This is a genomic window from Patulibacter medicamentivorans (assembly GCF_000240225.1).
In the GTDB taxonomy this organism is placed as follows: Bacteria; Actinomycetota; Thermoleophilia; order Solirubrobacterales; family Solirubrobacteraceae; genus Patulibacter; species Patulibacter medicamentivorans.
In genome coordinates, this window is the sequence record NZ_AGUD01000238.1 from 1 (window position 1) to 26,329 (window position 26,329).

General features: G+C 74.8%; 25 protein-coding genes. 12 read left to right on the top strand and 13 right to left on the bottom strand.

The features are described 5' to 3' along the window. The first annotated feature begins 16 nt into the window (after positions 1–16). On the top strand, positions 17–1,231 hold the full coding sequence (locus PAI11_RS15595) for a M28 family peptidase (RefSeq protein WP_050897269.1): 1,215 nt from the start codon (positions 17–19) through the stop codon (positions 1,229–1,231). A 34-nt stretch (positions 1,232–1,265) separates the two neighbouring features. Here the strand turns inward: PAI11_RS15595 and PAI11_RS27365 are convergent, their stop codons facing one another. Then, positions 1,266–1,892 (bottom strand): LysR family transcriptional regulator, encoded by a 627-nt coding sequence (locus PAI11_RS27365; protein ID WP_007576496.1) that lies wholly within the window; start codon positions 1,890–1,892, stop codon positions 1,266–1,268. A 698-nt stretch (positions 1,893–2,590) separates the two neighbouring features. Here PAI11_RS27365 and PAI11_RS15605 point away from each other — a divergent pair. The 3 genes from PAI11_RS15605 (at position 2,591) to PAI11_RS15620 (ending at position 7,804) form a co-directional block, all read left to right on the top strand. After that, positions 2,591–5,686: a helix-turn-helix transcriptional regulator gene (locus PAI11_RS15605; RefSeq protein WP_007576498.1), complete on the top strand. Its 3,096-nt coding sequence runs from the start codon at positions 2,591–2,593 to the stop codon at positions 5,684–5,686. A 174-nt stretch (positions 5,687–5,860) separates the two neighbouring features. Next, positions 5,861–6,661: a CHAP domain-containing protein gene (locus PAI11_RS24600; protein ID WP_007576499.1), complete on the top strand. Its 801-nt coding sequence runs from the start codon at positions 5,861–5,863 to the stop codon at positions 6,659–6,661. 39 nt (positions 6,662–6,700) lie between these two features. Continuing rightward, a complete protein-coding gene (locus PAI11_RS15620) occupies positions 6,701–7,804 on the top strand; it encodes an MGDG synthase family glycosyltransferase (protein ID WP_007576500.1) in 1,104 nt (367 codons plus the stop codon). On the opposite strand, the gene PAI11_RS15625 is transcribed toward PAI11_RS15620, so the two are convergent. From PAI11_RS15625 to PAI11_RS15640, 4 genes are all read right to left on the bottom strand, one after another. Beyond that, complete coding sequence (locus PAI11_RS15625; RefSeq protein WP_040600576.1) at positions 7,732–8,745, bottom strand: hypothetical protein; 1,014 nt, start codon at positions 8,743–8,745, stop codon at positions 7,732–7,734. The genes PAI11_RS15620 and PAI11_RS15625 overlap by 73 nt on opposite strands. Positions 8,746–8,804: 59 nt before the next feature. Next, complete coding sequence (locus PAI11_RS15630) at positions 8,805–9,206, bottom strand: hypothetical protein (RefSeq protein ID WP_007576502.1); 402 nt, start codon at positions 9,204–9,206, stop codon at positions 8,805–8,807. A 64-nt stretch (positions 9,207–9,270) separates the two neighbouring features. Next, entirely contained in the window at positions 9,271–10,173 is a 903-nt protein-coding gene (locus PAI11_RS15635) for a LuxR C-terminal-related transcriptional regulator (protein WP_007576504.1), read from the bottom strand. Between the two features lie 77 nt (positions 10,174–10,250). Next, positions 10,251–11,291: a 2Fe-2S iron-sulfur cluster binding domain-containing protein gene (locus tag PAI11_RS15640; protein WP_040600577.1), complete on the bottom strand. Its 1,041-nt coding sequence runs from the start codon at positions 11,289–11,291 to the stop codon at positions 10,251–10,253. Between the two features lie 118 nt (positions 11,292–11,409). Between PAI11_RS15640 and PAI11_RS15645 the strand changes: the two genes are divergently transcribed. From PAI11_RS15645 to PAI11_RS15655, 3 genes are read left to right on the top strand one after another with little or no spacing between them, the layout of a single operon-like run. Continuing rightward, on the top strand, positions 11,410–13,149 hold the full coding sequence (locus tag PAI11_RS15645; RefSeq protein WP_007576508.1) for a ferritin family protein: 1,740 nt from the start codon (positions 11,410–11,412) through the stop codon (positions 13,147–13,149). Beyond that, on the top strand, positions 13,134–14,210 hold the full coding sequence (locus tag PAI11_RS15650) for a ferritin family protein (RefSeq protein ID WP_138974350.1): 1,077 nt from the start codon (positions 13,134–13,136) through the stop codon (positions 14,208–14,210). The genes PAI11_RS15645 and PAI11_RS15650 overlap by 16 nt, the downstream gene beginning before the upstream one ends. Next, positions 14,207–14,566, top strand: coding sequence for an MmoB/DmpM family protein (locus PAI11_RS15655; protein WP_007576512.1), 360 nt, complete (start codon positions 14,207–14,209; stop codon positions 14,564–14,566). Before PAI11_RS15650 ends, PAI11_RS15655 begins: the two co-directional genes overlap by 4 nt. A gap of 49 nt (positions 14,567–14,615) precedes the next feature. On the opposite strand, the gene PAI11_RS26410 is transcribed toward PAI11_RS15655, so the two are convergent. Further along, the gene (locus PAI11_RS26410) at positions 14,616–15,143 is read right to left on the bottom strand and encodes a DUF4265 domain-containing protein (protein WP_007576514.1); all 528 of its coding nucleotides are present in this window, start codon (positions 15,141–15,143) and stop codon (positions 14,616–14,618) included. A gap of 45 nt (positions 15,144–15,188) precedes the next feature. Between PAI11_RS26410 and PAI11_RS15665 the strand changes: the two genes are divergently transcribed. After that, the gene (locus PAI11_RS15665) at positions 15,189–15,902 is read left to right on the top strand and encodes a polysaccharide deacetylase family protein (protein WP_007576516.1); all 714 of its coding nucleotides are present in this window, start codon (positions 15,189–15,191) and stop codon (positions 15,900–15,902) included. Between the two features lie 31 nt (positions 15,903–15,933). On the opposite strand, the gene PAI11_RS15670 is transcribed toward PAI11_RS15665, so the two are convergent. The 6 genes from PAI11_RS15670 to PAI11_RS15695 all read right to left on the bottom strand — a co-directional run bounded on the left by PAI11_RS15670 (position 15,934) and on the right by PAI11_RS15695 (position 20,469). Then, positions 15,934–16,884: an NAD-dependent epimerase/dehydratase family protein gene (locus PAI11_RS15670; protein WP_007576518.1), complete on the bottom strand. Its 951-nt coding sequence runs from the start codon at positions 16,882–16,884 to the stop codon at positions 15,934–15,936. After that, entirely contained in the window at positions 16,881–17,921 is a 1,041-nt protein-coding gene (locus PAI11_RS15675) for a DegT/DnrJ/EryC1/StrS family aminotransferase (RefSeq protein ID WP_007576520.1), read from the bottom strand. The genes PAI11_RS15670 and PAI11_RS15675 overlap by 4 nt, the downstream gene beginning before the upstream one ends. 386 nt (positions 17,922–18,307) lie before the next feature. Beyond that, positions 18,308–18,511, bottom strand: a complete 204-nt coding sequence (locus PAI11_RS15680) for a cold-shock protein (RefSeq protein ID WP_007576522.1) — start codon at positions 18,509–18,511, stop codon at positions 18,308–18,310. Between the two features lie 131 nt (positions 18,512–18,642). Continuing rightward, positions 18,643–19,038 carry an MmcQ/YjbR family DNA-binding protein gene (locus PAI11_RS15685; RefSeq protein WP_007576523.1) on the bottom strand — a complete coding sequence of 132 codons (396 nt, stop codon included), beginning with the start codon at positions 19,036–19,038 and terminating at the stop codon, positions 18,643–18,645. Then, positions 19,035–19,478, bottom strand: coding sequence for a redox-sensitive transcriptional activator SoxR (soxR, locus tag PAI11_RS15690; protein WP_007576525.1), 444 nt, complete (start codon positions 19,476–19,478; stop codon positions 19,035–19,037). The genes PAI11_RS15685 and soxR overlap by 4 nt, the downstream gene beginning before the upstream one ends. Before the next feature lie 64 nt (positions 19,479–19,542). Further along, on the bottom strand, positions 19,543–20,469 hold the full coding sequence (locus PAI11_RS15695; RefSeq protein ID WP_007576527.1) for an alpha/beta hydrolase: 927 nt from the start codon (positions 20,467–20,469) through the stop codon (positions 19,543–19,545). Between the two features lie 105 nt (positions 20,470–20,574). Between PAI11_RS15695 and PAI11_RS27875 the strand changes: the two genes are divergently transcribed. From PAI11_RS27875 to PAI11_RS15715, 4 genes are all read left to right on the top strand, one after another. Beyond that, positions 20,575–21,972: a Vgb family protein gene (locus PAI11_RS27875; protein ID WP_007576529.1), complete on the top strand. Its 1,398-nt coding sequence runs from the start codon at positions 20,575–20,577 to the stop codon at positions 21,970–21,972. Between the two features lie 86 nt (positions 21,973–22,058). Beyond that, positions 22,059–23,768, top strand: coding sequence for a glycoside hydrolase family 9 protein (locus PAI11_RS15705; protein ID WP_007576530.1), 1,710 nt, complete (start codon positions 22,059–22,061; stop codon positions 23,766–23,768). Positions 23,769–23,836: 68 nt separating this feature from the next. Next, a complete protein-coding gene (locus tag PAI11_RS15710; protein ID WP_007576531.1) occupies positions 23,837–24,499 on the top strand; it encodes a response regulator transcription factor in 663 nt (220 codons plus the stop codon). Next, the gene (locus PAI11_RS15715) at positions 24,496–25,785 is read left to right on the top strand and encodes a sensor histidine kinase (RefSeq protein ID WP_007576532.1); all 1,290 of its coding nucleotides are present in this window, start codon (positions 24,496–24,498) and stop codon (positions 25,783–25,785) included. Before PAI11_RS15710 ends, PAI11_RS15715 begins: the two co-directional genes overlap by 4 nt. Before the next feature lie 26 nt (positions 25,786–25,811). Here the strand turns inward: PAI11_RS15715 and PAI11_RS15720 are convergent, their stop codons facing one another. After that, positions 25,812–26,282, bottom strand: a complete 471-nt coding sequence (locus tag PAI11_RS15720) for a pyridoxamine 5'-phosphate oxidase family protein (RefSeq protein ID WP_040600594.1) — start codon at positions 26,280–26,282, stop codon at positions 25,812–25,814. Between the last annotated feature and the right edge of the window lie 47 nt (positions 26,283–26,329).

The window sequence follows — 26,329 nt, forward strand, 5'->3', positions numbered from 1 at the left end:
GCCGGCGGCGCCGAAGCTGCCCCCGGTCGGCGAGACGCTGCGCGAGGTCGTCGAGCGGCTGGCGCCGCTGGAGCGCCGCGCCGGGTCGCCGGCCGAGCACGAGGCGGCCGACTGGATCGCGGAGCGGCTGACGACGGCCGGCGCGCCGGCCCGGGTCGAGGAGGCCGAGTTCCTCGACGGCTACGCGCCGCTGATCGCCAAGCTCAGCGCGATCGGGGCCGCCGCCGGCGTCGCGGGCCTGGCCCGGCGCGGCCGCCTGGCCGCGATCCTCGGCGGCGTGGGCGCCGCGGCGGCGATCGCGGACGACGTCTCGAACGGGCCGCGGGTGGCGCGCAAGGCGACCCAGCAGCCCCAGACGACCTGGAACGTCGTCGCCGAGGCGGGGGACCCGGCGGCCGAGCGGACCCTGGTGGTGATGGCCCACCACGACGCGGCGCCGACCGGCGCGGCCTTCGACCAGACCCTGCAGCGGACGATGGCCAAGCTGGCGCCCGGCGTCTTCGAGCGGGTCGACACCTCGCTGCCGCTGTGGTGGCCGGTGGTCGCGGCCCCGGCGCTGTCGGCGCTCGGCGCGGCGACCGGGCGCCGCGGTGCCAGCCTGGCCGGGATCGCGCTCGGCGCGCTGGCGACCGCCTCGTTCGCCGACATCGCCCGCAGCCCGATCGTCCCGGGAGCGAACGACAACCTCAGCGCGGTCGCGGCCCTGGTCGCATTGGCCGAGCGGTTGCGGGCCGAGCCGGTTCCCGGGGTCCGGGTGCTGCTGGTCTCGTGCGGCGCGGAAGAGGTGATCCAGGGCGGGATCTACGGCTTCGCCGAGCGGCACTTCCCGCAACTGGACGTCGAGCGGACGTGGTTCCTCAACTACGACACGATCGGCTCGCCCGAGCTGGTGATGATCGAGGGCGAGGGCACGATGGTGATGGAGGACTACCACTGGCGCAGCTTCCGCGACCTGATCGACCGGGTCGCGGTTCGCGAGGGCCTGGCCCTGCGCCGCGGGATGCGGGCACGCTCGAGCACCGACGCCGTGATCCCCAGCCGCGCCCGGTACCCGACCGCGACCCTGGTCTCGTTCGACCGCGCCAAGGCGATGACGAACTACCACCAGATGTCCGACACCCCGGAGAACCTCGACTACGGCACGATCGAGCGCGCCGTCGCGCTGACCCACGCGCTGCTCGGAGCCCTCGCCGGCGACGAGGCGGCCAGCGGGGTTCCCTCCGGCCGCTGAGCCCGATCGCGGCGAAGCCCGCACGCCCGAACGGTCACGGGCTCCGCGTGGGCGCGGACCGGCGCAGCTCGGCCACGGTCACGGGCGGCGACCACGCCGGATCCCAGACCGCGCGCACCGCTGCGGGCCCCGGTTCGAGCGCGAACGCCCGTCGGTCGCGGCGCCGCTGGCTCCACGGCTTGTGCCACCAGGGTCGCTGCCGACGAGCGAGCGGCCGACGCGTGACCAGCAGCTCGAGGCGACCCTCGTCGAACCGCTCGCCGACGTCGGCCGCGGCGCGGACCTCGGTCCGGACCGACCATCCCGGAGCGGTCGCTGCCCGAACCGCCCGCGCCACCCGCTGACCGGCCTGACGGCAGTCCGAGCTGACCCCGATCCGGACCACGCCGACGCGCCCCTCGGCGACTGCGGCGACACGCTCGGTCAGCCGCCGGGCCGCAGCCACGACCGCGCGCGCCTGCCCCAGGACCGCGACCCCCTCGGCGGTCAAGCAGACCCTCCGCGTCGTCCGACGGACCAGCGCCACGCCCGCCTCCCGCTCCAGCCGGGCGATCAAGCCACTGACCGCGCTCGTCGTCGTTCCCAGCCGAGCCCCCGCTCGACCGAAGTGCTCCGTCTCCGCCACCGCGACGAGCGCCTCGAGCTGCCGGATCGCGAACACCCCGCCACCGTAGCCCCGAACCCACCGCCACCGAGCCCCGCCACCGGATCGGCACCGTTCCGACCGCGATCGGGCACGGTCCGCCACGGTCTCGACACGCCCCAGACCGCAAGCGCCCGAGACCGCAAGCGCCCGAGACCGCAAGCGCCCGAGACCGCAAGCGCCCGAGACCTTCCCGTGCCGCGTGCCGGCGTCGTCCTGCGCCCCGCCGCGAGCCGCGGGCCTCGCCGGTGCCGGGCTGGGGCGGGGTCGGGGGCTCTGTCCGGGGGCGCTTGGCGATCGTTCACGGCGCGCGAACGATCGCCAAGCGCCCCCGGGAGGTGCCGCGCCCCCGGGAGGTGCCGCGCCCCCGGGAGGTGCCGCGCCCCCGGGAGGACCGGCGGTCGTGGTGGGCGGGGCGGGTAAGGGGTCGGGCGGCGGCTGCGGCTCCGGGGTAAGGGGTCGAACCCGCGCGGACGCTCCATCCGCCCGATGTGGCGGGGGCCGGCGTAGCCCAGGATGACGTTGTGCCCAATCCGACCGATGGGAGCGCACGATGCACGGAAACATCACCAATCACCTCGTCGACGCACGGAGCGCCGACCTCGCGCGTGCTGCCCGTCGGGCCTCGGACCTCGACGTGGCGCGCTACGCCCCCGGCCGTCACGACAACGGCTTCCGCCCCACCGTTCGCCGAGTCCTCGCGCGATACTGGAGCGATGGCGACGCGCGTGACGAGCACACGGTTCGTCGGCCGCACGGGCGAGCTCGCGGAACTGCGAGCCGCGCTCCGCGACGCCGCGGCGGGACGTCCGTCACTGGCGTTCGTCGCGGGTGAGAGCGGCGTCGGCAAGACCCGTCTCGTCACCGAGCTCGAGCGTCTCGCTCGGGCGCCCCACCAGGATCCCGTCCCCGCGCACGACGGCTCCGGCGATTCGCCGGAGCCGTTCGCGCGCGTCGTCGGCGGCGACTGCGTCCAGCTCGGCAGCGGCGAGCTGCCCTACGCGCCGCTGATCGCCGCCCTCCGACCGCTCGCCCGACGGGGCGATCCGGTCCTCGACGCGCTCGCGCCCGCCGCTCGCGCGGAGCTGGGGCGCTTCCTTCCCGGCCTGGGGCCGGTCCTGCCCGACGGCAGCCGGCCGGCCCTCGACGCGCCCGGTGGCGTCGCTGCCCCGTCGGCGTCGGCGGCGGTCGAGGCGGACGGCGTCGCCCAGGGACGGCTGTTCGAGGCGCTCCTGCACCTCTTCGACGCGCTCGCGCGCGAGCGGCCGCTGCTGCTGACGATCGAGGACCTGCACTGGGCCGACCGCTCGACGCGGGCGTTCCTCTCCTTCCTCTCCCGCAGCCTCTGCCGCGAGCGGATCCTGGTCGTCGCGACCTACCGGCCGGACGAGCTGCACCGCCGTCATCCGCTCCGTCCGCTGCTGGCCGAGCTGGAGCGCGACGCCCGTGCCCGGCGGATCGAGCTGGCCCCGCTCAGCCGCGACGAGCTCGGCGAGCAGCTGTCGGACATCCTCGGCGCGCCGCCCGACGATGCCCTGGTCGACCGACTCTACGCCCGCAGCGAGGGCAACCCGCTCTTCAGCGAGGAGCTGCTCGCCGCCGGCCTCGACGGCCGCGGCGGCCTTCCGCCGACCCTGCGCGACGCGCTGATGCTGCGGGTCGAGCAGCTGTCCGACGACGCCCAGGAGGTCCTGCGGACGCTGGCGCTCGGCCAGCGGCTGCACCACGCGATCCTGGCCGACGCGGCTGGGGTCGACGGTCGCGCGCTGCGCGAGGCGCTGCGCGAGGCCGTCTCCAGCCACATCCTGGTCGCCGACGACGAGGGCCGCTACGCGTTCCGCCACGCCCTGCTGCGCGAGGTCGTCGACGACGACCTGCTGCCGGGCGAGCGGGCCGAACTGCACCTGGCCCTCGCACACGCGCTCGAGCGGCGCGTCGACGAGGTCGGCGACGGGGTCTTCCTGACCAGCGGGATCGCCCACCACTACGCCAGCGCCGGCGACCAACCCGCCGCGCTCGGGGCAGCGATCCGCGCCGCCGACGCGGCCGAGCGCGTCCACGCCTACGGCGAGGAGGCCGAGCTGCTGGAGCGGGCGCTGGCGCTGTGGCCGAACGTCCCCGACGCCGAGCAGGTCGCCGGCCGCTCCCACGTCCGGGTCCTGCGCCGAACCGCCTTCGCCCACCAGGGGGTCGGCGAGCACGGGCGCTCGGAGACGTTGCTGGTCGCGGCGCTCGACCAGATCGATCGCGCCGCGGATCCGCGCCTGGCGGCCAGCACGCTCGAGCGCCTCGCCCGCGTGCGGTGGTCGCAGATGCGGCCGATCGAGGCGCTCGACACGGCGCAGGAGGGTCTCGACCTGCTGGCCGGCGACACCAGCGTCGAGCGGGCGCGGCTGCTCAGCTGGTGGGCCAAGGCGCGGATGCTGCAGGGGCGCTACCGCGAAGCGGTCGGCGTCGCCCGCGAGGCGATCGCGCTGGCGCAGGCGGTCGGCGACGAGGTCGCCGAGAGCCGTGCGCGCAACGCCCTCGGCGTCTCGCTCTCCGGCGCCGGCGATCCCGACGGCGGCGGACGCGAGCTGCGGCGCGCGATCGAGGTCGCCAAGCTCGGCGGCCCGCTCGGCGAGCTGACGAGCGCCTACACCAACCTCGCCGACGCGATGCACATCGCCGGCCGCACGCGCGAGGCGCTGACCGTCGCCCGCGAGGGCTGGGAGATCGCCGCGCCGCGGTCGGCCGACCGCGCCTGGCTGGAGGCGGCGATCTCGGAGTTCTCGTTCTCGCTCGGGGACTGGGAGACGGCGGAGCGCACGCTGCCGACCGAGGAGCGGGTCCGGCGGCTGTCGCCCAACGGGGTCCTGAACATCAGCATGCGGCGGCTGGACCTGGCGCTCGGCCGCGGCGACGACGCGGCGGCCGCGGCGCTGCTGCCCGAGATCGAGGCGCTGTCGGCCAGCTCCTCCGAGCCGCAGTTCCACGGGCCGGTGGCGACCGCCCGCGCGGTCCGCGAGCTGCGCCGCGACAACCTCGACGGCGCCCGCGAGGCGATCGACCGCGGCCTCGACCGGATCGAGTTCTGCGCCGAGGACGCGGCGCGGATGGCTCACCTGGCGCGCGTCGGCGTCGCCGTCGAGGCGGCCGCCGCCCAGCGGGCCCGCGACCTGCGCGAGGACGACGGCCCGGCGCTCGCCCGGGCGGAGTCGATGACCGAGCGGGTGCGGGCCGCCGCCGAGGACGCCGGCCCGGTCGAGCGGGCCAACCTGCTGGAGGCCGAAGCCGACCTCGGCCGCGCCCACGGGCAGGCGGATCCCGACGCCTGGCGCCGGGTCGAGGCCGCCTGGCGGGAGCTGGAGCACCCCTACCCGGTCGCGCGCGCCCTCTGGCGCCGGGCCGAGGCCGAGCTGTCGGCCGGCGACCGGGCCGCTGCCGCGGCGACCGCGGTCGAGGCGCTGGCCGCCGCGCGGGCGCTCGGGTCCGACTGGCTGGCGAGCGAGGTCGAAGGGCTCGCCGCTCGCGGTCGGCTGGCGCTCGACCCTGCCGCCCCGGCCGACGCCGCCCCGATCGCCGCCCCCGAGGACCAGCCGGAGCCCGAGGCGGTCCCGGTCGAGGACCCGTTCGGCCTGACCCCGCGCGAGCGGCAGGTGCTGGAGCTGGTCGCGGCCGGCGCCACCAACCGCGAGGTCGGGCAGCAGCTGTTCATGGCCGAGAAGACCGCCAGCGTCCACGTCTCGCGGATCCTGGCGAAGCTCGAGGTCCGCAGCCGCACCGAGGCGGCGGCCGTCGCTCACCGGCTCGGGCTGGTCGCCGCCGGCTGAGCGGCCCGCGGCGGGCGTGCCCGGGGCCCGGGCACGAACGTCTCGCGACCGGATCGCGCGGGCGCGACGAGGGCTCGTGAGAGGTTGGTGAGAGAGGGGGTCCGACCGGGTCGCCGCCGCCGTAGGTTGGCGAGCGCAGCACCCGCCCCGTCCTCCGCACCAGGAGCTCACCCCATGTTCCCGTCCTCGCCGCGCGCCGTCCCAGCGCGCTCGATCGCCGTGGCCGCGACCTTCGGCGCCGCGCTGCTGCTGGCCCCGGCAGCGGCCGACGCGGCCACCGGCACGGTCACCGTCAACAAGGGCTACAGCCTCAGCGCCCGCAGCGCGCCCCTGTCGACCGCGAGCAAGGTCCGGCAGCTGGCCAACGGCAGCAGGGTCACGATCGTCTGCCAGACCCAGGGCAGCCGCGTCAGCGGCCGCTTCGGCACGTCGACCCTGTGGGACAAGCTGGCCGGCGGCGGCTACGTCAGCGACACCTTCGTCTACACCGGCAGCGACGGCCGCGTCGCGCCCGACTGCGGCAGCAAGCCGAAGCCGCCGAAGCCGGCGCCGCCCGCGCCGACCGGCAACGTCGCCAGCGTGACCCTCCGCGACGACTACCCCTACCGCGGCCAGGGCAGCGGCGTCGACCCGTGGAACTTCTACAAGGGCCAGTGCACGAGCTTCGTCGCCTGGCGCCTGAGCCGCAACATCCCCGGCTTCGGCAACGGGATGGGCGGCGGCCGCTTCGGCAACGCCAACACCTGGGACGACAACGCCCGCCGGCTCGGCTACCTGGTCAACTCGAGCCCGACGGTCGGCTCGGTGATGGTCCGCAACAGCGGTCGCTGGGGCCACGTCGCCGTGGTCGCCAAGGTCAAGGCCGGCAAGGTCCTGCTGGAGGAGTACAACCACGTCCACAAGGACGCCTACAGCCAGCGCTGGGTGGCCCGCACCAGCGACCTCCGCTACATCCACTTCGACCGCAGGCGCTAGCCGACCGGCGGGCGCACGGCGCGGGTACAGTGCCTCGCCGTGCGCCTGCTGATCCTCAGCGCCGACATCGGCGAGGGACACGACCTGCCCGCCCGCGTCCTCGCGGCCGGCGTCCGCGAGCGGGTCCCGGACGCCGAGGTCGCGATCGTCGACACGCTCGCCGTCTCGGGACCGACGATCCGCAAGATCGTCCGCGAGGGATCCGACGTCATCCTGGAGCGCGGGCCGGCGGTCTTCGACCTCCAGTATCAGCTGGCGTTCCACCGGCCGACGCGCTGGATCGGCGACGTCGGGATGCCGCTGCTGGCCGGCCGCCGGCTGCTGGAGACGATCCGCTGGCAGCGCCCGGACGTGGTCGTCTGCACCTACCCGATGGCGAGCTACGTGCTCGGCGTGCTGCGGCGGCTCGGGCGCCTGCACGTGCCGGTCGCCTCGGCGATCACCGACCTCGCGGCGATGCGCTACTGGGCCCACCCCGGCGTCGACCTGCACCTGCTGACCCACGAGGAGTCCGCCTTCGAGGTCCGCGAGATCGCCGGCGTCGGCGCGCGGATCGAGACCGTGCGCGGGCTGACCCACGCCGCGTTCGACCGGCCGCTCGACCAGCGGGAGGCACGGGCCGCGCTCGAGCTTCCCGCGTCCGGCCCGCTGATCGTCGTCTCCGGCGGCGGCTGGGGCGTCGGCGACCTGGAGGGCGCCGTCCGCGCCGGCCTCGAGGCGGACCCGCAGGCGACGATCGTGGCGCTCTGCGGCCGCAACGGCGAGCTGCGCGCGGCGCTCGACGCCGCCTTCGCCGGCCAGCCGCGCGTCCGCACCTGGGGCTTCACCGACCGGATGGGCGAGCTGATGGCCGCCGCCGACGTGCTCGTCCACTCGACCGCCGGCCTGACCGCGCTCGAGGCGATGATCCGCGGCGCGCGCGTGATCTCCTACGGCTGGGGGGTCGCCCACATCCGGCTGAACAACCGCGCCTACGAGCGCTTCGGGCTGGCGCGGGTGGCCGTCGACGCGCCGGCGCTGCGGCAGGCGCTGGCCGACGCGCTGGCCGAGGGACCCTCCCCGGACCTGGGCTACGGGGCGCGGCCGTCGGCCGCGGACCTGGTGCTGGAGCTGGCCGCGTCGCGCGCCGGCGCCGCCGCCTGATCGACGCCGCCGGCCGGGTCGACCGTCCGCGGCCGCGCCCCGGCGACCCGTGCGACGCCCGCCACCGACGGCACCGCGGGATCGCCCGGGTGCTCGATCGCGTTGACCGTCCGCGAGCGGCCGAGCCCGGCCCCGCCGACCAGCACCAACAGCAGCCCGAGGACCACCAGCGCCCCGCCGCCCGGGGTCCCGCTCCAGCTCTCGTGGAGCAGGAACGGCGCGCAGGCGACGGGAATCGCGGTCTCGGCCACGAACATCGGCGGCGCCACGCGCGTGGCCGCGAACCGCTGGAGGGCGGTCATGTCGACGAGGAACCCGATCCCCGCGGCGAGCACGGTCGCGCCGGCCCAGCCGAGCGCGGCCAGCGGCCGGCCGTGCTGCAGCTCGACGACGATCAGCTTGCCGGTCAGGGCCGAGGCGGCGAACGCCGTCCCGGCCGAGGCGATCAGCATCCAGGCGCCGGCACGGGCCTGGCCGCGCGCGAACGGCAGCGCGATCGCCAGCGCCAGCAGCGCGAGCACGCCGATCAGGCGGCCGCTGTCGGGGATCGCGTCGCTGCGCTCGGGCGCCACCAGCGTCAGCAGCACCACCCCGGCGACGACGATCGCCGCGGCGCTCCACGCCGCCCGCCCGACCTGCTCGCCGAGGATCCGGCGGCCGAGGATCAGCAGCAGCACCAGCCCCAGGGCCAGCGTCGGCTGCACGACCGTGAACGGCGCCAGCGCGAACGCCACCAGCTGCAGCGGCCAGCCGAGCACCGCCAGCAGCGTTCCCAGCACCCACCGCGGCCGTCGCACCAGCCGCGTCAGCAGCGAGGGCCGCAGGCCGTGCTCGTCGGCGACGGCCTGCGCCTCGGTCGCCTGCAGGACCACCGCGCCGTCGAAGCAGGCGGCGGCCCCGGCGGCGGCGACGATCCCGAGGATGGTGTCCGAGGAGGGCACGGGGGCACTATCGCGGCTCGGCCCTCCGGCAAGCGTCGTCCCCGGCGTCGCGGTCGCGCTCAGGCGGTCGCGGCGTCCTTCTCGGCGGCCATCTCGCGGTACATCGGGAACATCGGCTTGGTCAGCGGCACGAGCTTGAGGATCTTGTTGATCGGCCCCTCGCTGCGCGCGCGGCGCTTGGCCAGCGCGACCGCCAGGTTCAGCTCGCCGCGCCAGTAGCGGTCGGCGTCGTCGGCGGTCAGCTCCAGGACCACGTCCGGCTGCAGGTCGCTGTCGCCCTCGTGGACCTCGATCGGCTCGCGCAGCACGACGGTCGTCTGGCAGTCCGGCTCGGAGTAGCGCAGCTGCAGGATCAGGTCCGCGGCGGCCAGCTTCGGGCCGACCTCGGGGTGCTCGGCGGCCTTGCGGAAGACTCCCGCCAGGTAGGCGTAGGCCTCGGTGTCGCTGTCGAAGTAGGGCATGGCGCGACCCTAGGCCCGGCCGTCGGCGACGGCATCGGGGGATCGGGTGAGCTTCCTCACCCGTTCAGCGATCGCGGTTGGTGATCGCGTGGTAGCGCGAGACCGCGGCCGCGCGGTTGGTGGCGCGCAGCTTGCGCAGGACGTGCGAGACGTGGGTCTTGGCGGTCTGCTCCGAGACGACCAGCCGCCGCGCGATCGCCGCGTTGGTGGCGCCGGACGCCATCAGCTCGAGGACCTCGAGCTCGCGCGGGGTCAGCAGCGACCGCAGCCGCTCGTCGACCGGGAGGCCGCCCGAGGCCGCGGCCGAGCGCAGCGACGCGTGCAGGTCCTCGTCGGCCCGCGCCAGGCCGCCGTCGAGCGAGCCGATCTGCTCGGCGACCTCGCCCGCCTCGCCGATCAGTCGCCGCAGCGCCTGCCGGTGGCGGGCCAGGCGGTCGATCAGGACGGCGCGGTGCAGCGCCATCGCGAAGCCCTCCGAGAAGGCGGCCAGCAGCAGCCGGTCGCGCTCGTCGACGTGGCGGTCGGGCTCGAAGTAGTGGTCGGCGTGGACGAACCCGACCACGCGGTCGTCGGCGACCAGCGGCGCCGCCGCGTAGGAGCGGGTCAGGAACGGCTCGGTCAGCGCCTTGAACGCGTGCGGGTCGTCCTGCGGTCGCAGCACCAGCCCGGCGGTCCGCCGCCGCAGCATCTCGGTCTCGAGCACCGTGTGCTTCATCGGCATCGGCGTGCGACGGGTCTCCAGCAGCAGCTGGGCCGCCCACTCCGGCTGCTGCTCGAAGTGGATCGCCTCGCCGACCAGCTCGGATCCCTCGAGCCGGAACAGCACGGCGCGCGAGAAGCCGCAGTGCGTGCAGAGCGCCCGCAGCCCGCGGTCCATCACCGTCCCCGCGCTCGCCGGCTCGCGGAGGGCGGCGAGCGCCCGCTGGACCCCGGCCAGCGCGGTCCCCTCGTCCGCGATCGTCCCCATCGACGCGAACGTACCATCGGCGCAGCGACCGCCGGGAAACGTCGCCGCGCGGCCGGCGACGCGCGCTGCGGGCGTCGTCACACCGTCTCGCCGGCGGCGGCGGTGGTGAACTTGTCGAAGGCGATGTCGCCCTCGGCGATGCCGTGGCGACCGGTCAGGACCGCGATCAGGGCCTCGATCATCGGCGGCGGGCCGCAGGTGCAGACGACGGGGTCGACCAGCTCGCCGTCGGCCACCAGCCGCGCGGCGGCCTCGTGGACCAGGCCGGTGGCGCCGTCCCACGACTGCTCGGACAGGACCGGCACGAACGCGAAGTCCGCCAGCTGCGCCCCGAGCTCCGCGATCTCCTCGCGCAGCGGCAGGTCGGCCTCGCGGCGGGCGCCGTAGAGGAACCGCACCGGGCGCGCGGTGCCGGCGGCGGCCAACTCGCGCAGCAGCGACAGGATCGGCCCGATCCCCGAGCCGCCGGCGACCAGCAGCACCGGCCGCTCGCCGGGCCGCAGCGCCATCGTCCCGTAGGGCCCGGTGAAGCGCAGCTCGTCGCCGACGCCGACCTGGCCGGCGACGCCGACCATCCCCGAGAAGCGGCCGCCGGCGTAGCGGCGGATCACCAGCTCCAGGACGCCGTCCCCGGGCAGGTTCGCCAGCGAGTACGAGCGCCGCTCGTCACCGTCGGTGCCGGGGACCCAGAGGTCGACGTACTGCCCCGGCGTGAACGAGAAGCCGGCCGGCTCCAACACCTCCAGCCGCAGCCGCACGATCTCGGCGGTCAGCTCCTCGATCGCCGCGACGCGGGCGCGGCCGTCGCCGATCGGGTGCGCCAGGCGCAGGTTGTCGGGGTCGAAGTGGAGCAGTTCGACGACCAGGTCGGAGTCGGGCATCGCGCGGCAGAGCAGCGTGTAGCCCTGCGCCTCCTCGCTCTCCGACAGCGCGTGCGTGGAGTAGGGCTCCAGCGACACCTCGCCCTCGAGCAGGAAGCTCTTGCAGGCGGTGCACTGGCCCTCGCGGCAGCCGTGCACGAGGTTCCAGCCCTCGCGGAAGGAGGCGTCGAGGACCGTCTCGTCCTCGTCGCACTCGACCTCGATGCCGATCGGCTCGAACTTGATCACGGGGCTCATATCGCGGCGAACGTACCCCCGCTCCGGGGCCCACGGGAAGGGCGTGACGCTGAACGGGTGAGGGATATCACCCACCCTCCCGATGCCAGGCCCCGGAGCGCCGACGGATAGTGGCGTCATGGCCACGCAGCAGACCCGTCGCCGCAGCGTCACGAAGACGCACGAGCGCATCGCCCAGCTCGGCTGGCGTCACGACTACCACCAGCCGGTCCCGATCTACGAGACCCGCTACGTCTTCCCCGAGAAGGCCAAGGACCCGATGAAGCAGGTGATGCGCGAGTACCTGCCGATGCAGCTGGAGAAGGACGACCGGGTCTACGGCGGATTCGACGCCGCGCTCCGCGCCGGGATGCCGACCAAGGCCGACGAGCGCTGGCTGCAGGTGATGAAGCCGCTGGTGCTGATCCTGGTCTACGCCGAGGGCGCCGCCGGCCGCTGCATGTCGGTCGTGATGGACGTCGTCCCCAACGAGGAGCTGCTCAACGGCTACCACGTGCAGTTCGTCGACGAGGTCCGTCACATCGGCATGCAGATGAACCTGGCGCGCTGGTACGCCAAGCACACGCCGGACCCGGCCGGCTGGCACCGCGGCCAGGAGTACATGGCCGAGAACATGTTCACCCGCGCCGGGATCAACATGTTCTCCCACTCGTTCGTCGGCGATCCGATCGCGGCCGGCTTCACGATGATGACCGTGATCGAGACGGCGTTCACCAACGTCGCCTTCGTCGCGCTGCCGGACGTCGCGACCCGCAACGGCGACTTCATCCAGGCGACCACCTACTCGTCGGTCCAGTCCGACGAGGCGCGCCACATCTCCAACGGCTACGCGACGATGCTGACCGTCCTCCAGAAGGACGAGAACATCCCGCTGATCCAGCACGACCTGCAGCAGGCGTGGTGGATCGTGCACGCGTTCGTCGACCCGTTCGTCGGCACGATCATGGAGTACTTCTCCAGCGACCGGTCCGACAACGAGAGCTACCTGACCAAGTGGGACCGCTGGATCCGCGACGACTGGTACCGGTCCTACGTCGAGCAGCTCGGCAAGATGGGCGTGACCGTCCCGCCGGACATGTTCGAGCGGGCCCGCGAGCGGCTCGTCGCCGGGCTCCACCACAAGACCGCGCCGCTGGCGTTCGCCACCTGGCCGCTGCAGTTCTGGAAGTTCTCGCCGCTGACCGAAAAGGACTTCGACTGGTTCGAGGCCCAGTACCCCGGCTGGTACGACGAGTACGGCGCCACCTGGGAGGCCTACTCGGCGCTGACCGATCCCGAGGAGGGCGCGCTGCTGCTCGGCGGCCTGCTGGACGGCGCGCCGCCGTTCTGCTGGACCTGCATGCTGGCCTGCGTCCTCGACGACGACATGTGCCATCGCACCTGCACCGACGCCCACGGTCACGAGCGCACCCGCTTCTACTGCTCGCCCGAGTGCAAGTGGCTCGACGAGACGAACCCCGGCCGCTACACCGGCGACCGCAACTTCTTCGACAAGCACCACGGCAAGGCGCTGTCGGAGGTGATCGTCGAGCTGGGGCTGCTGCGCGCCGACGGCCGCACGCTGATCGGCCAGCCGCACCTGCGCAAGGACCAGATGTGGACGATCGACCACATCCGCGACTGCGACTTCGAGATCCGCAGCCCGAACATCACCCAGGCCCGCGTGCTCGGCCTGCCGGACGGCAACTGGCACGACCCCGACGATCCGCACGGGGCGGTCATGGGCGACGGCAACGGCTTCCAGCCGGTGACGCTCTACGGCGGCGGACGAGGCCGCAACGGCGACGGCCGCGTCGTCAGCACCCCCGAGGACCTGGCCGCCGCCGCGGTCGGGTCGACCCCGTGGGTGAAGCTCTGATGGCCGGCGAGATCCGGGCCGGCGAGCGGCGCCAGCGCCGCGGCGAGGACCCCGAGCGGCAGTTCCAGTGGGTCGTCCCGGCGGGGCGCAAGGCGTCGATCTACGAGGACCTGACGCTCGACACCCAGCCGTCGGTCCACCGCTTCCTCAAGAGCGGCTACCACTGCTCGTTCGCCGACGGACGCGGCACCTGGGACGACGCGTCGACCGCCCTCGACGTCGTCACCTGGTCGGCGTTCCGCGATCCCAACGAGCTCTGGGAGCGGCCCTACTACCAGCAGGGCGCCCAGTGCGAGCGCGAGATCGACGCCGCGGTCGAGAGCGCCCGCTCGCAGGGCCTGTACGCCGACGTCGACCCCGACTGGGTCGCCTTCCTGCGCCGCGACGGGCAGGTCCCGGCGTTCGTCGAGCACGGCATCTGGGCGATCGCCACCCGTCGCTCGCGGGCGGCGCTGAGCGATGCCCTGACCCACGGGATCGTCCTCTACGCGGCGATCAAGCAGCGGCAGGCGCAGGCGCTGGTGATCGAGGGGATGGACCTCGACGACGCGTTCGGCGACGTCACGATCGAGGCGGCCCGCGAGCGCTGGCTGCGCGAGCCGGCCTGGCAGGACGCCCGCCGGCTGGTCGAGCGGATGGGCACGATCCGCGACTGGGGCGAGCTGATCGTCGTCGCCGGCCTGGTCGTCGAGCCGCTGCTCGGGGTCCTGCTGCGGCGCGAGCTGCTGCTGCGCGGGGCGCTGCGCGCGGCCGACCCGGTGACTCCGGCGATCGCGCGCAACGCCCAGCGCGAGGGCGCCTGGTGGCAGGACTTCGCGGTCGCGTTCGCGCGCTTCGCGGTCCAGGATCCCGAGCACGGCGCGGCCAACCGGGTGCTGGTCGACGGCTGGCTGGAGGCCTGGACGCCCGAGACGCTGGCGGCGGTCGACGCGCTCGAGCCGATCCTCGACGGCGCTCCGGGGACGAGCTTCGCCGACGCGCGGGCGGCGGTCGTCGCCGATCAGCGCGAGCTGGTCGCCGCGGCGACGCTCGACCCGGCTCGCCCGGCGGTGGTCGCGTGAGCGGCGACGAGGCCGCGGTCGCGCGGGCCGAGGAGGGGATGGGCACCGCGCGGGCGGGCGACCAGCCCTTCGACTACGTCGGGGTGACGATCGCCCGCTGCGTCGAGGGCGACGCGATCGTCGACGCCCTCTGCGAGCACGACGGGGTCGAGGTCTTCGAGAACGCGTCCTACTGCGAGGTCCGGGCGCGCGACCGGCTGCGGCTGGACTTCGCCCAGCTCAGCGACGAGTGCGGCTTCCCGGTCGACGGCAGCCTGATCCAGGTCGTGATGTCGACCTACTACGGCCGGATCGCGATGACCGACGACGCGATGCTCCTGACCCACGACGTCCACGAGGCGGTCGACGTGGCCTGAGCCCGGTTCCGCCGGTTCCCTGGTCGGGCCCCGCGGGCCCGGCCCGGGCTCAGTGCAACGTCGGCGGCGTGCTGCGGCCGGTCTCGTAGACCAGCTCGCCGGCCGCCTCGCGCGCGGCCAGCAGGTCGGCGACCGCCTGGGCGTGCGCGGCCGGGACCGAGATCGCGACGTAGGCCGGACCGCGGACGTCGAACCAGCAGTCCCACGTCGCCAGGTCGACCATCAGCCGGCGCCAGCGATCGTCGTCGTCGCGGGCGTCGCTGAAGGCCACGCGGAAGGTGTAGTTGCCGCCGTCGCGCACGACCGCGTCGGCGACGTCGGCCCCGTCGGGTCGCTGCCGCAGGACGACCTCGTCCCCCAGGTTCACGTCGTAGAGCCAGAACGGGACCGCGCAGACGACGGCCCGGTCGGGACCCGTGCGCCGCGCCAGCAGGCCCTCCCAGGCGATCGCGTGGTCGCGGCCGCGGTCGACGGGGAACCAGACGGTGCAGTCCTCGTCGACCGCGTCGGGCAGGACCACGAAGCGGCCGTCCCGCCAGGTGGCGACCCGGCTGGGGTGCTCCTCGAACTCGGACATGACGCGAGCGTAGATCGCGGGCGGGAAGCGTGCCACCATCCCCCGGTGCGCGCCGCCCCGCTCCTCGCCGGAACGACCGTCGCGGCCGGCGTCGGCTGGTCGCTGCCGGCGCTGGCGCCGCTGGTGCCGCGGCTGGCCGGCGCCCTCGGGCTGCCGCGGCGGCTGCCGCTCGACGGCGCGGTCGCGGTCACGTTCGACGACGGCCCGCACCCGCAGGGAACGCCGGCGGTGCTCGACGCGCTGCGCGAGCACGGCGCCACGGCGACCTTCTTCTGCATCGGCGAGCAGGTCCGGCGGACCGGGTCGCTGCTGGCCGAGGTGGTCGCCGCCGGGCACCGGGTCGCGATCCACGGCGATCGCCACCGGCTGCTGCTGCGCCGGTCGCCGCGCGCGATCCGCGACGACCTCGACCGCGCCGCCGAGACGATCGGGTCGATCGCCGGCGACGCGCTGCTGCCGGTCCACCGGGCGCCGTACGGGATCTACGCCCATCCGGCGATCGCCGACGTCGCGCGCCGGGGCTGGCGGCCGCTGCTGTGGAGCCGCTGGGGCCACGACTGGCGCGACGACGCGACGGCCGCGTCGATCGCCGCCGAGGTCACCCGCGGCCTGGCCGCCGGCGACGTCCTGCTGCTGCACGACGCCGACGACTACAGCGACCCGCAGTCGTGGCGGGCGACCGCGGCGGCGCTGCCGGTCGTCCTGGAGCGGATCGCGGCCGCCGGGCTGGCGACCGCGACGGTTCCGGCGCGGTTCTGAGGGCGCCGGCGGCTGCCGGCGCCGCGGCGGATCAGTCGCCGCTGGGGTCGGCGACCGGCTCGGCCGTCCGCTCGCCGGCGTGCGTCTCGCGGTGCCAGTCGAGGTACTTCACGACGCCGTCGCGGAACGACGTCGTCGCCGTCCAGCCCAGCTCCTGCTCGGCGCGGCGGTGATCGACGACGGCGCCCTTGAAGTCGCCGGGGCGGCCGGGAACGTGGACGATGTCGACGTCGCCGAGCAGGTCGCGGACGACCTCGGCGATCTCGAGGATCGTCGTCTCCTCGGTGCCGACCAGGTTGAAGACCCGGTTGGCGGCCTGCGGCTGGAGGCCGGCGACGCAGCCCTCGGCGAGGTCCTCGACGTAGACGAAGCGGCGGGTCTGGTCGCCCTTGCCGGCGATCGTCAGCGGCTCGCCGGCGAGCGCCTTCTTGACGAACTGCGGGACCACGGCGGCCGGGCGGGCACGGGTGCCGTAGGGGATGCCGAAGCGCAGGATCGTGTACTCGACGCCGTACAGCTCGGCGTAGCTGGTGCAGTACATCTCGCCGGCGATCTTGGTCGCCGTGTAGAGGTGCTTGGGCAGGCCGAGCGGGCTGTCCTCGTCGACCTGGTCGGCCGAGAAGCCGTCGTAGACCCAGATCGTCGAGGCGTAGACGACGCGGCCGACGCCGGCGTCGCGGGCGGCCTGCAGGACGTTCAGCGTGCCCTTCGAGTTGACCTGCTCGGCGAAGACCGGGTCGAGGGCGACCTGGCCGACGTCGGCGACCGCGGCCAGGTGCAGGACGGCGTCGCAGCCCTGCATCGCGGCGGTCAGCGCCTCGAGGTCGCCGAGCTCGCCGATGTAGGTGTCGACCGTGCCCTCCGGATGGAACGGCGACTGGACCATGTCGAAGATGCGGGGTTCGACGCCGGCGGCGGCCAGCTTGTCGACGACGTGCGATCCGATGAACCCGGACCCTCCCGTGACGAGGACCTTCTTCATGCCGTGACCTCTTCCTGGTTGCCGAGTTCCGGCCGGTAGTAGATGGGAACGCACCAGTGGCCGGTGGCCACCCAGTCGCTGTTGGGCAGGTCGACCTGGTGCCGGAGGATCCGATGGCACGGCTGGTCGTAGACCTTCCCGGTCGACTTCTCGATCGGGTCGAAGACGATGTACTTGTAGAGCCCGGAGACCATCCCGTCGGGCAGCTGCAGGCGCCCGGCGTGGACCGGGTCGAGGTGCTCGCGGGCGGCGGCGTTCTTCCAGGCGACGAGCTCGTCCAGCCGCTCGGTCTGGACCAGGCCGATCGCCGAGGTGAACTCGCTCATCCGGAAGTTCAGGCCCTCGACCTCGTGGTCGGGCTTGCCGTAGTTGCGGAAGGCGCGGGCGAACTCGAGCAGCTCGGGGTGGCGCGAGACCAGGATCCCGCCCTCGCCGGTCGAGACGGTCTTCGTCGCGTAGAAGCTGTAGACGCCGGCGTCGCCCCAGGTGCCCGGCGCCTGGCCGTTCCAGGTGGCGCCGTGGGCGTGGGCGCAGTCCTCGATCAGGAACACGCCCTGCGCGCGGCAGAGGTCGGCGATCCGCTGGATGTCGAAGGCGATGTGGCCGCCGATGTGGACCACGAACGCGGCCTTCGGCTTGTGCTGGGCCAGCTTCTGCTCGAAGTCCGCGAACGAGACGCAGAGGTCCTCGCGGTTGCAGTCGACGAACTCGACCTTCGCGCCCAGGTGCAGCGCGGCCAGCGGCGTGGCCATGAACGTGTTCGACGGACAGAGCACGACGTCGCCGGGGCCGACGCCGGCGTGCTTCAGCGCGGCGACCGCGCCGCCCGACCAGCTGCCGGTCGCGACCGCGCCGGCGGCGCCGGGGTGCTTGGCCGCCCAGGCGTCCTCGAAGCGCTTGGTGAGGTCGCCCTCGGCCCAGCGGTTGGAGTCGATCACCTCGTCCCACAGCTGGTGCAGGCGCGAGCGGTCGCGCGGATCGAAGCCGATCGCGAAGCGCCCGAGATCGGTGGGGGAGGAGAGCGGGGACAGGTTCATGTGGAGGTTCTCCCTCCGTATCGACCGCGGGTCGGTACGGGTGGCGACCGGGGAGCTTACGGTGGATTCGGCCTTCTGGGGCGGTCCCTCCCGATCCCTGGCGCGTCGGCGGTGGCCGGACGTTCGGGCGGCGCCGAACGCCGGTCGCGGACGGGCGATGAAGTGGACCGATGGGTCCGGTGGACGCCGGTGCGGACCCGGCCGCGCGCCAGGGGCGCAGGCCAACGGCGCCGGCGGACGGCCCGCTCGGCGGATGTTCTCGTCGGCCGTCGGTGGCGGATCCGGCGCGATCGGCGCCGATTCGGTGCGCTCCGGACGCGTTCGAGTCCGGAAACGACGACGGCCCGCCAATGGCGGGCCGTCGGGTGCTGCGTGGTACGAGGTCTCTAGAGGACCGAGACGTTCGTCGCGTTGGGGCCCTTGGGGCCGACCTCGGCGTCGAAGCTCACCTTCGCGCCCTCGGCGAGGGTCTTGAAGCCCGAGCCGTTGATCGCGGAGTGGTGGACGAAGAGGTCCTTGCCGCTGTCATCGGGCGTGATGAACCCGAAGCCCTTCTCCTCGCTGAACCACTTGACAGTTCCGGTAGCCATGATGTGTTTTTCCCTCCACGGGGTTCTCTGTGCAACGGGACACGCGGAGGGTGCTACTGCAACAACTGCGGACACTGGCACTGCTTCGCCGGACGTTTTTGCCCGGCACGGTCTCGTAAAGCGTAGCGGGCTCAGGCCGTCCCGTTGGAAAGTCCTGCCGAATCGATCAATCGGCGGGGTGCGATCCGGACGTAGGCGTCCTCGATCGCGCCCTCGACGTCGTCCCATTCGAGGCCCCGATCGAGCCGCACCCCGACCCATCCGCGGTGGCCCACGTAGGGCGGGCGGAAGTAGTGCTCGGGGTCGCTGTCGATCAGCGCCTCCTGCATCCCCTCGGCCGCGGCGCACCAGAGCGCGAGCCGCCCGTCGCCGTGGTGGTCGTCGAGGAACATCACGAAGGTCCGCTTGTCGCGGACGAAGAACGTCGGCGACCCGTGGCTCAGCCGCTCGGTCACCTCGGGCAGGTCCAGGCAGGCTCGGCGGACCCGCTCCAGCACCGCGTCGTGATCGATCTCGTCGGGGGTCACGCGGCCTCTCCGATCCACAGGCGGGGGCCGGGTCCGCGCCGGCCCAGCCGGTCCTCGGGGTTGACGAGCGCGCAGCGGTCCAGCGACAGGCAGCCGCAGCCGATGCAACCGGTGAGGCTGTCGCGCAGCCGTTCCAGCTCGGCCATCCGCTCGTCGATCCGGGCGGTCCAGGCGCTCGAGAGCTTGGCCCAGTCGTCGCGGCCGGGGACCCGCTCGGTCGGCAGCCGGTCGAGCTCGCCCTTGATCTCCCCCAGCGTCAGCCCGATCCGCTGGGCGAAGACGATGAACGCGATCCGCCGCGTCACGTAGCGCGGGAACCGCCGGTGGCCGGCGCCCGAGCGGATCGACTGGATCAGGCCGCGGTCCTCGTAGAACCGGAGCGCCGAGGCGGCGACGCCGGTCCGCGCGGCCAGCTGGCCGATCGTCATCAGGTGATCCATGGCGAGAGCACAGCAGCTGCCGCGCCCAGGTTCAACTGCGGTTGAAGTCGAGTCGGCCGCGCGCTCAGGCGCGTCCGGCCTCGACCGCCTGCGCCTCGACGACGAACTCGGCCTGCTCGTCGGCCGCGTGGCGGGCCTCGGGGATCGACGCGACGGCGGTCGCGTAGCCGTGGAAGCCACCCGGCTGCTCGCGGCTGACGACCGTCACCCCGGCCTCGCGGCAACGTCGCTCCCAGCTGCGGACGTCCCACAGGAACAGCTCGCGGGTGCCGCTGTGGATCATCGTCGGCGGCAGCCCGTGGGGGTCGCCGTGGAGCGGGGACAGCAGCGGGTCTCCCAGGTCGCGGCCGCCCGCGTAGGCGGCGGCGTGGCGGGCCAGGCCGTCGAGGGTCAGCATCGCGTCGACGCGCGCGTTCCCGCGGGCCTCGGGGTCGGCGACGGCCAGGTCCAGCCACGGCGAGCAGAGCACGAGCGCGGCCGGCGGGTCCCCGGCACCGTCGCGCAGCCGCGCGGCGACGGCGACGGCCAGCCCGCCGCCGGCGCTGTCGCCGATCAGCGACCACGCGCCCGGTCGCAGCAGCCGCTCGCGCCGGGCGCCGTCGATCACCGCGAGCACGTCCTCGAGCGCGGCCGGGTACGGGTGCTGCGGCGCCAGCCGGTAGTCGACCAGCAGCCCCGCCATCCCGGTCCGCAGGCAGAGCCGGCTGAGGTACTGCCACTGGTCCAGGAACGGCCCGCAGACGTAGCTGCCGCCGTGCAGGAAGACCAGGACCCCCGCCGGGGCGTGGTTGCGATCGAGCCAGATCGCGCGGGCGCCGCGGTGCTCGACCACGGTGCAGTGGTGGGCGCGGCGGATCTCGCGCGGGGGGTCGTGCAGGTCGCCGGCCTGCAGCTCCTCGTACGACGGCGGCCCGCTGCGGCGGGCGGCGATCCGGGACCACTGCCCGGCGATCCGGAACCGCGCACGGGCGATCACCATCTGCACGCTCATCGCCGGTCCACCGTAGCGACGCGGGCGGACCTTCCGGCGCAGTCATCCCCCGTGGCTGGGATAGTGCGGATCGCTATGCGTGTGCGTGCGTCCCGGCTCCTGAGCGTGCTGTCGCTCATCGTCCTCGGGCTGCTGCTGCCGGCGGCGGCGTCAGCGGCTCCGACCGTCCAGCTGTTCCCGGTGCCGACCGGCGGGGCCGGGATCACCCGGATCGTCGCCGGCCCGGACTCGAACGTCTGGTTCACGGAGCGGAAGGCCGACAGGATCGGCCGGATCACGCCGGCGGGCGCGATCACCGAGTACATCGTCCCGAACGACTCGGTCGAGGACTCCGGTCCCGACGAGCTGGCGGCCGGCCCCGGCGGGCGGCTCTGGTTCACCAACGAGGTCGGGCGCCAGGTGGTCTGGTTCGACCCGGCCAACCCGCAGGCGATGCACCTGATCCGCGACGCCGCGCTCGGCGAGCCGTCGGCGTCGCGGCTGGCGCCGAGCGCCAGCGGCGGGGCCTGGATGACCACGTTCGGCGACGACAACGTCCACCGGCTGGACGGCAACGGCGGCGGCATCGTGCAGACGTACCCGTCGCAGTACTCGGCCGGGATGGGCGACCTGGCGACGGCCCCCGACGGCGCGGTCTGGCTGAGCGACAGCGGCGACTACCTGCGCCGGATCCCCGAGTCGGGCACGCCGCTGAGCGTGCCGCTGGCGCCGATGGACGTCACCTACGACGTCTCCTCGATCGCCTTCGACCCGTCCGGCGCCGTCTGGTTCGGCGCCTACTCCCCGGGCTCGATGTTCAGCTCGGCCAGGGGCGGCACGATCGGGCGCTTCGCGGGTGGCAGGCTGGACCTGTTCCCGCTCGGTGGCGACTACCTGCCGAAGTCGCTGGTCCACGGGCCGGACGGGGCGATCTGGTTCGGCGAGAAGGACGGCATCGGTCGGATCACCGCCGACGGCCGCGTCCAGCACGCCTCGCTGGCCCCCTACCACGGCGATGGCGTCGCCTTCGGGGCCGACGGCCGGCTGTGGTTCTACGACCAGGCGGCGAACATGATCGGCGCCGTCGCGATCGACGCCAACCTGTTCCCGGCCGGGCCCGGCGGACCGGGTGGTCCCGGCGGTCCGGGCGCCACGCCGCAGGCCCCGGTGGTCAAGGTCACCGTTCCGAAGCAGCGGCTGGCGACGATCCGCCGCAAGAAGGCGCTGAGCGTCTCCTGCCGGCTGGCGGCGGCCGGGAAGTGCGCGGCGACGGCGACGATCTCGGCGAAGGACGCCAGGAAGCTGAAGCTGCGCGTCTCGAAGAAGGCCAGGACCTTCACCCTCGGCAAGGCGTCCAAGAGCTTCAGGAAGGCCGGCACCGCGACCCTGAAGCTGAAGCTCTCCGCCAAGGTCCGCAGCGCGCTCGGCCGCGCCCGCAAGCTGAAGGTGACCGTGACGGCGACCTCGACGGCGCCCGGCACCACGGCACGGACGACGAAGGTCACGCGGACGCTCCGCCGCTGAGTCGGGCGCCGTCGTCCGGCCCGGCGACGACGGCAACGCGGCGCTTCACGTCGGCTTCATCCGGGTCCCGGCAGGCTGCTCCTCGCATGCCACGCCGCGTCCGAGGAGCCGAGAGCCCCGTCCCCGCCACGAGCCACGGCGGGGCGCGCCTGGCCGCGGTCGCGCTGCCGCTGCTGGCCGGGCTGGCCGGGCTCGGGTGCGGCTGGGCGCAGGCCGCGCCACCCGATGCGATCCGCGTCGGCGGGCCCTCCGGCCCGGCGGACGCGAAGGTCGCGATCGTCGGATCCCGGCGCGATCTGCGGGGCCGGCGGTTCACGGTCGTCGACCGGCGGGGGCGGACGGTGCTCCGCGGCCGGCTGCGCCGGACCCCGGGCTCGCCGGCGCCGTGGCGGCGCGCCTTCGCCGCCGACCTCACGCGGCTGCGGACGCCCGGCTCCTACCGCGTCCGGGTCGGCGCCCTGACCTCGCGCGCCTGGATCGTCGCCCGGCGTCCGTCGAGCGCCCCGATCGCCACGATCCTGCGCTACCTCGCGGCCAACGCCGACGGCGACGAGCCCTCGCCCGTCCACGGGCCTGCGCACCTCGCCGACGCGGTGGTCGCCAGCGGCCCCTACGCCGGGCAGCGGTTCGACCTGACCGGTGGCTGGATGGACGCCGGCGACATGATCAAGTTCACGCAGACCACCGCCTACGCGGCGGCGGCGCTGCAGGCCGCGGCCCGCCTCGACCGCGCGGACGCGCCGGCGCTGCGGGCCAGCGCCGATGTCGGCATCCGCTGGCTGCTGAAGGCCCACCCGCGGGGCGACCTGTTCGTCGCCCAGGTCGGCGACGAGCGCGATCACGATCGCGGCTTCCGCGACCCGGCCACCGACGACGGCTCCGGCCTGCCCGGGATCGCCGTCCGCGCCGCCTATCCGAACATGGGCGGAGACCTCGGGGGCGGGACCGCGCTGGCGCTGGCGCTGGCCGCCGAGCGCGCCAGCGGTGCGGCTCGCGACCAGCTGCTGCGCCACGCTCGCGAGTGGTACGCCGCCGGCCGGGCCTCGGGCGTCGTCGCGCCGAAGCTGCCGTCGCCCGCCGGCGACTTCTACGTCGGAGACACCCAGGAGGACGCGCTCGCGGCGGGGGCGGCGGCGCTCCACCGGGTGACCGGCGAGCGGGCCTTCCTCGACGATGCGCTGACCTTCCTCGAGCGGAGCGCCGCCGACGGCCGACTGGGGTGGAACGCCCTGGCCGGGTTCGCGGCGGCGGATCTCTGCGGCCTCCTGGGAGCCCCCGCGGTCGCCGACCCGACCGCACGCGACAGCGCGTGCGCGGCGACCGCGGCCCAGGGTCGGGCGGCCGTGACCCGGGCGAGCGCCGGGGCCTTCGGCACGCCCGGCGCCCTCACGTGGGGCCAGACCGGCGAGAACGGCGGCGCGGGGGTGCTGGCGACGGTCGCCGGCCGTGCCGGCTCGGTGGCGCGCGGGCTGGCGGTCGGCAGCGGCGCCCGCGACTGGCTGCTGGGGCGCAACCCGTGGGGCGCCAGCTTCGTCGCGGGCTACGGGCCGCGCGCCCCGCGCGCGATCCACCACTGGGCCTCGGCTCGTCCCGGCCAGCCGGTCGGCGCGGTCGTCGGTGGTCCGGCGCCGGCGAGGACGATCGCCGAGCAGCGACTCGGCCGCCCGCGGCCGAGCCCCTTCGACACCGCCGGGGCGACCTACGAGGACCGGATCGAGGACTACGTCACCTCGGAGCCGGCGATCGACTACGCCGCCGGATCGGTCCTGCTGCTGGCCGCGCTGCAGGCCGGCTGAGCGGGGCGAGGGCGACGGTGGCCGCCGCGATCTTTGGAAGTCGGCGCAGGGCGCTCTATGCTCGCGCGATGCGGATCCTCCTGGTCGAGGACGAGGCGGAGCTGGCGACCGCCGTGGCCCAGCGACTACGGGTGGAGTCGTTCGGGGTCGACGTGGCGGGCACTCTGGCCGAGGCGCGGTTCCACGCCGACCTGCACCCGTACGACGCGATCGTGCTCGATCGCCGGCTGCCCGACGGCCAGGGGCTGGAGCTGTGCGGGCAGTGGCGGGCCGCGGGGGTCGAGACGCCGATTCTGCTGCTGACGGCGATGGACCGGACCGACGATGTCGTCGACGGCTTCGCCCACGGCGCCGACGACTACCTGACCAAGCCGTTCGCGACCGAGGAGCTGGTCGCCCGCGTCCACGCGCTCCTGCGGCGGCGCCCGGCCCGCCGGCACGACACGATCGAGGCCGGCGACCTGCTGATCGAGCCGGCCCGCCGGCGGGTCCGCCGCGACGGGGTGATCGTGCCGCTGACGACCAAGGAGTTCGCGCTGCTGGCGTTCCTCGCCGATCGTGCCGGCGAGGTCGTCGACCGCTTCGAGATCCTCGAGCACTGCTGGGACCACGCCTACGAGCCGGAGTCCAACGTCGTCGACGTCCACGTCGCCGCGCTGCGGCGCAAGCTCGGGGCGGCGTCGATCGAGACCGTCCGCGGCGCCGGCTACCGGCTGGCGGACGGCGCGTGAACGCGCTCCAGCTGCGGCGGCTGCGCCGGCGGCTGACCGCGTCCTACGCGGCGGTCTCGCTGGTCGTGCTGCTGGTGCTGGCGGTGATCGCGGTGCTGCAGGCCCACGACCGGCGCTACGAGCAGCTGGACCGGCTGCTGGAGCGGACCGCGCTCTCCGCCGACGGCTTCGCCTACCCCGAGGGCGAGCCGAGCCGGCTGGTGGTCGACCGCCAGCCCGACGGCTACTTCGGGCCCAAGCGGCGGCCGGGCGCACCGGTGCTGGTGGTCGATCGCAGCGGCCGGATCGTGGCCGGGCCGTCCGGCGCGCTCGACCCGGCGGCCGCCCGGCGCGCGCTGCGACGGATCCGCGACGGGCGTCTGCTGCGGCTCTACGACGAGGCCGTCGACGGGCGGTCGCTGCGGGTCGCCGCCAGCCCGCTCAACGGCACCGACGGGGTGCTGGCGGCGATCGTCGCGGTCGAGCCGCTGGCGTCGGCCGAGCGTGACCTGCGCCGGACGACGCTGGCGATCGCCGGGGCGACGCTGGGCCTGTGGCTGCTGACGATCGCCGCCGGATGGCTGCTGGCCGGGCGCGCGCTGGCGCCGGCGGCGGCGACGGCGCGGCGCGAGGAGGCGTTCCTGGCCGACGCCGCCCACGAGCTGCGGACGCCGGTGGCGGTGATCCGCGCGCGGGCCGAGCAGGCGCTGCGCGAGCAGGGGCCCGACGGTCCGGCCGGCGATGCCCTGAGCGCGATCGAGCGGGCGGCCGAGCGGGCGTCGGGGACGATCGCGGACATGCTGGAGCTGGCGCGGCTGGACGCCCGCCGCGGCCGCTTCGAGCGCGAGCCGCTGCGCCTCGACCTGCTGCTGGAGCAGGTGGTCGAGGAGTACGGCGACCAGGCGGCGGCGGCCGGGGCGCAGCTGCGGCTGGAGGCCGTTCCCGAGGCGGTCGTCCTCGGCGACGAGCGGCTGTTGGCCCGCTCGGTGGCCAACTTGGTGGAGAACGCGATCCGCTACGGCGCGGTCGGCGGCCGGGTCGACGTGTCGCTCGAGGTCGCCGACGGCCAGGCGGTCGTCGAGGTCCGCGACCACGGTCCCGGCGTGCCGCCGGCGCAGCGCGCCGCGGTCTTCGATCGCTTCCACCGCGCCAGCGGCGCCGCCGGCGGGTCGGGCCTGGGCCTGCCGATCGCGCGGCTCGTGGCCGAGGCGCACGACGGATCGCTCGAGCTGCTGGATCCGGTCGAGGGGCAGCCCGGGGCGCGCTTCCGGCTGCGGCTGCCGCTCGTCGGGGCCGGGGCCGGCTGACGCGGCGGCCGCGCGTCGTCCGCGGCCTACGCCCGGCTGACGGTCCGCACGCCGCGCTCCGGCGTCCAGACCGTGATCACGATCTGCTTGCCGCTCGGGTCGAGCCGGACGGTCGAGACCTCGCGCAGGTCGAGCCGGAACAGGTGGGTCGGGCCGGCGGCGGCCGCCTCGCCGTTGATCGCGCTGACGCGCTCGGGGTCGGTCTCCTCGTCGGCGACGCCGGCCAGCTTCGCGTCGCCGGGCCATTCGGGCGGGTCGTCCGAGCCGCTGTGGAGCGCGAAGCGCGGATCGCGCTGCAGGTCGTGGGCCTTGCGGGCCTGCCACATCGACCCGATCCAGAGGTCGCCGTCGACCAGCCGGGTCTCGGTCCCGGAGATCCGCGGCGCCCCGTCGGCGCGGACGGTCGCGAGCGTCTTGTGGGTGTGGGCGTCGAGTCGCTGCCGGACCTCGGCGGCGAGCTCCGGCGCGGCGGCTTCGAAGGCGGACCAGCTCGGCATCGCGTCAGCGTCGCGGGGCGCGGGGCCGCCGTCGAGCGAGAGGTCGA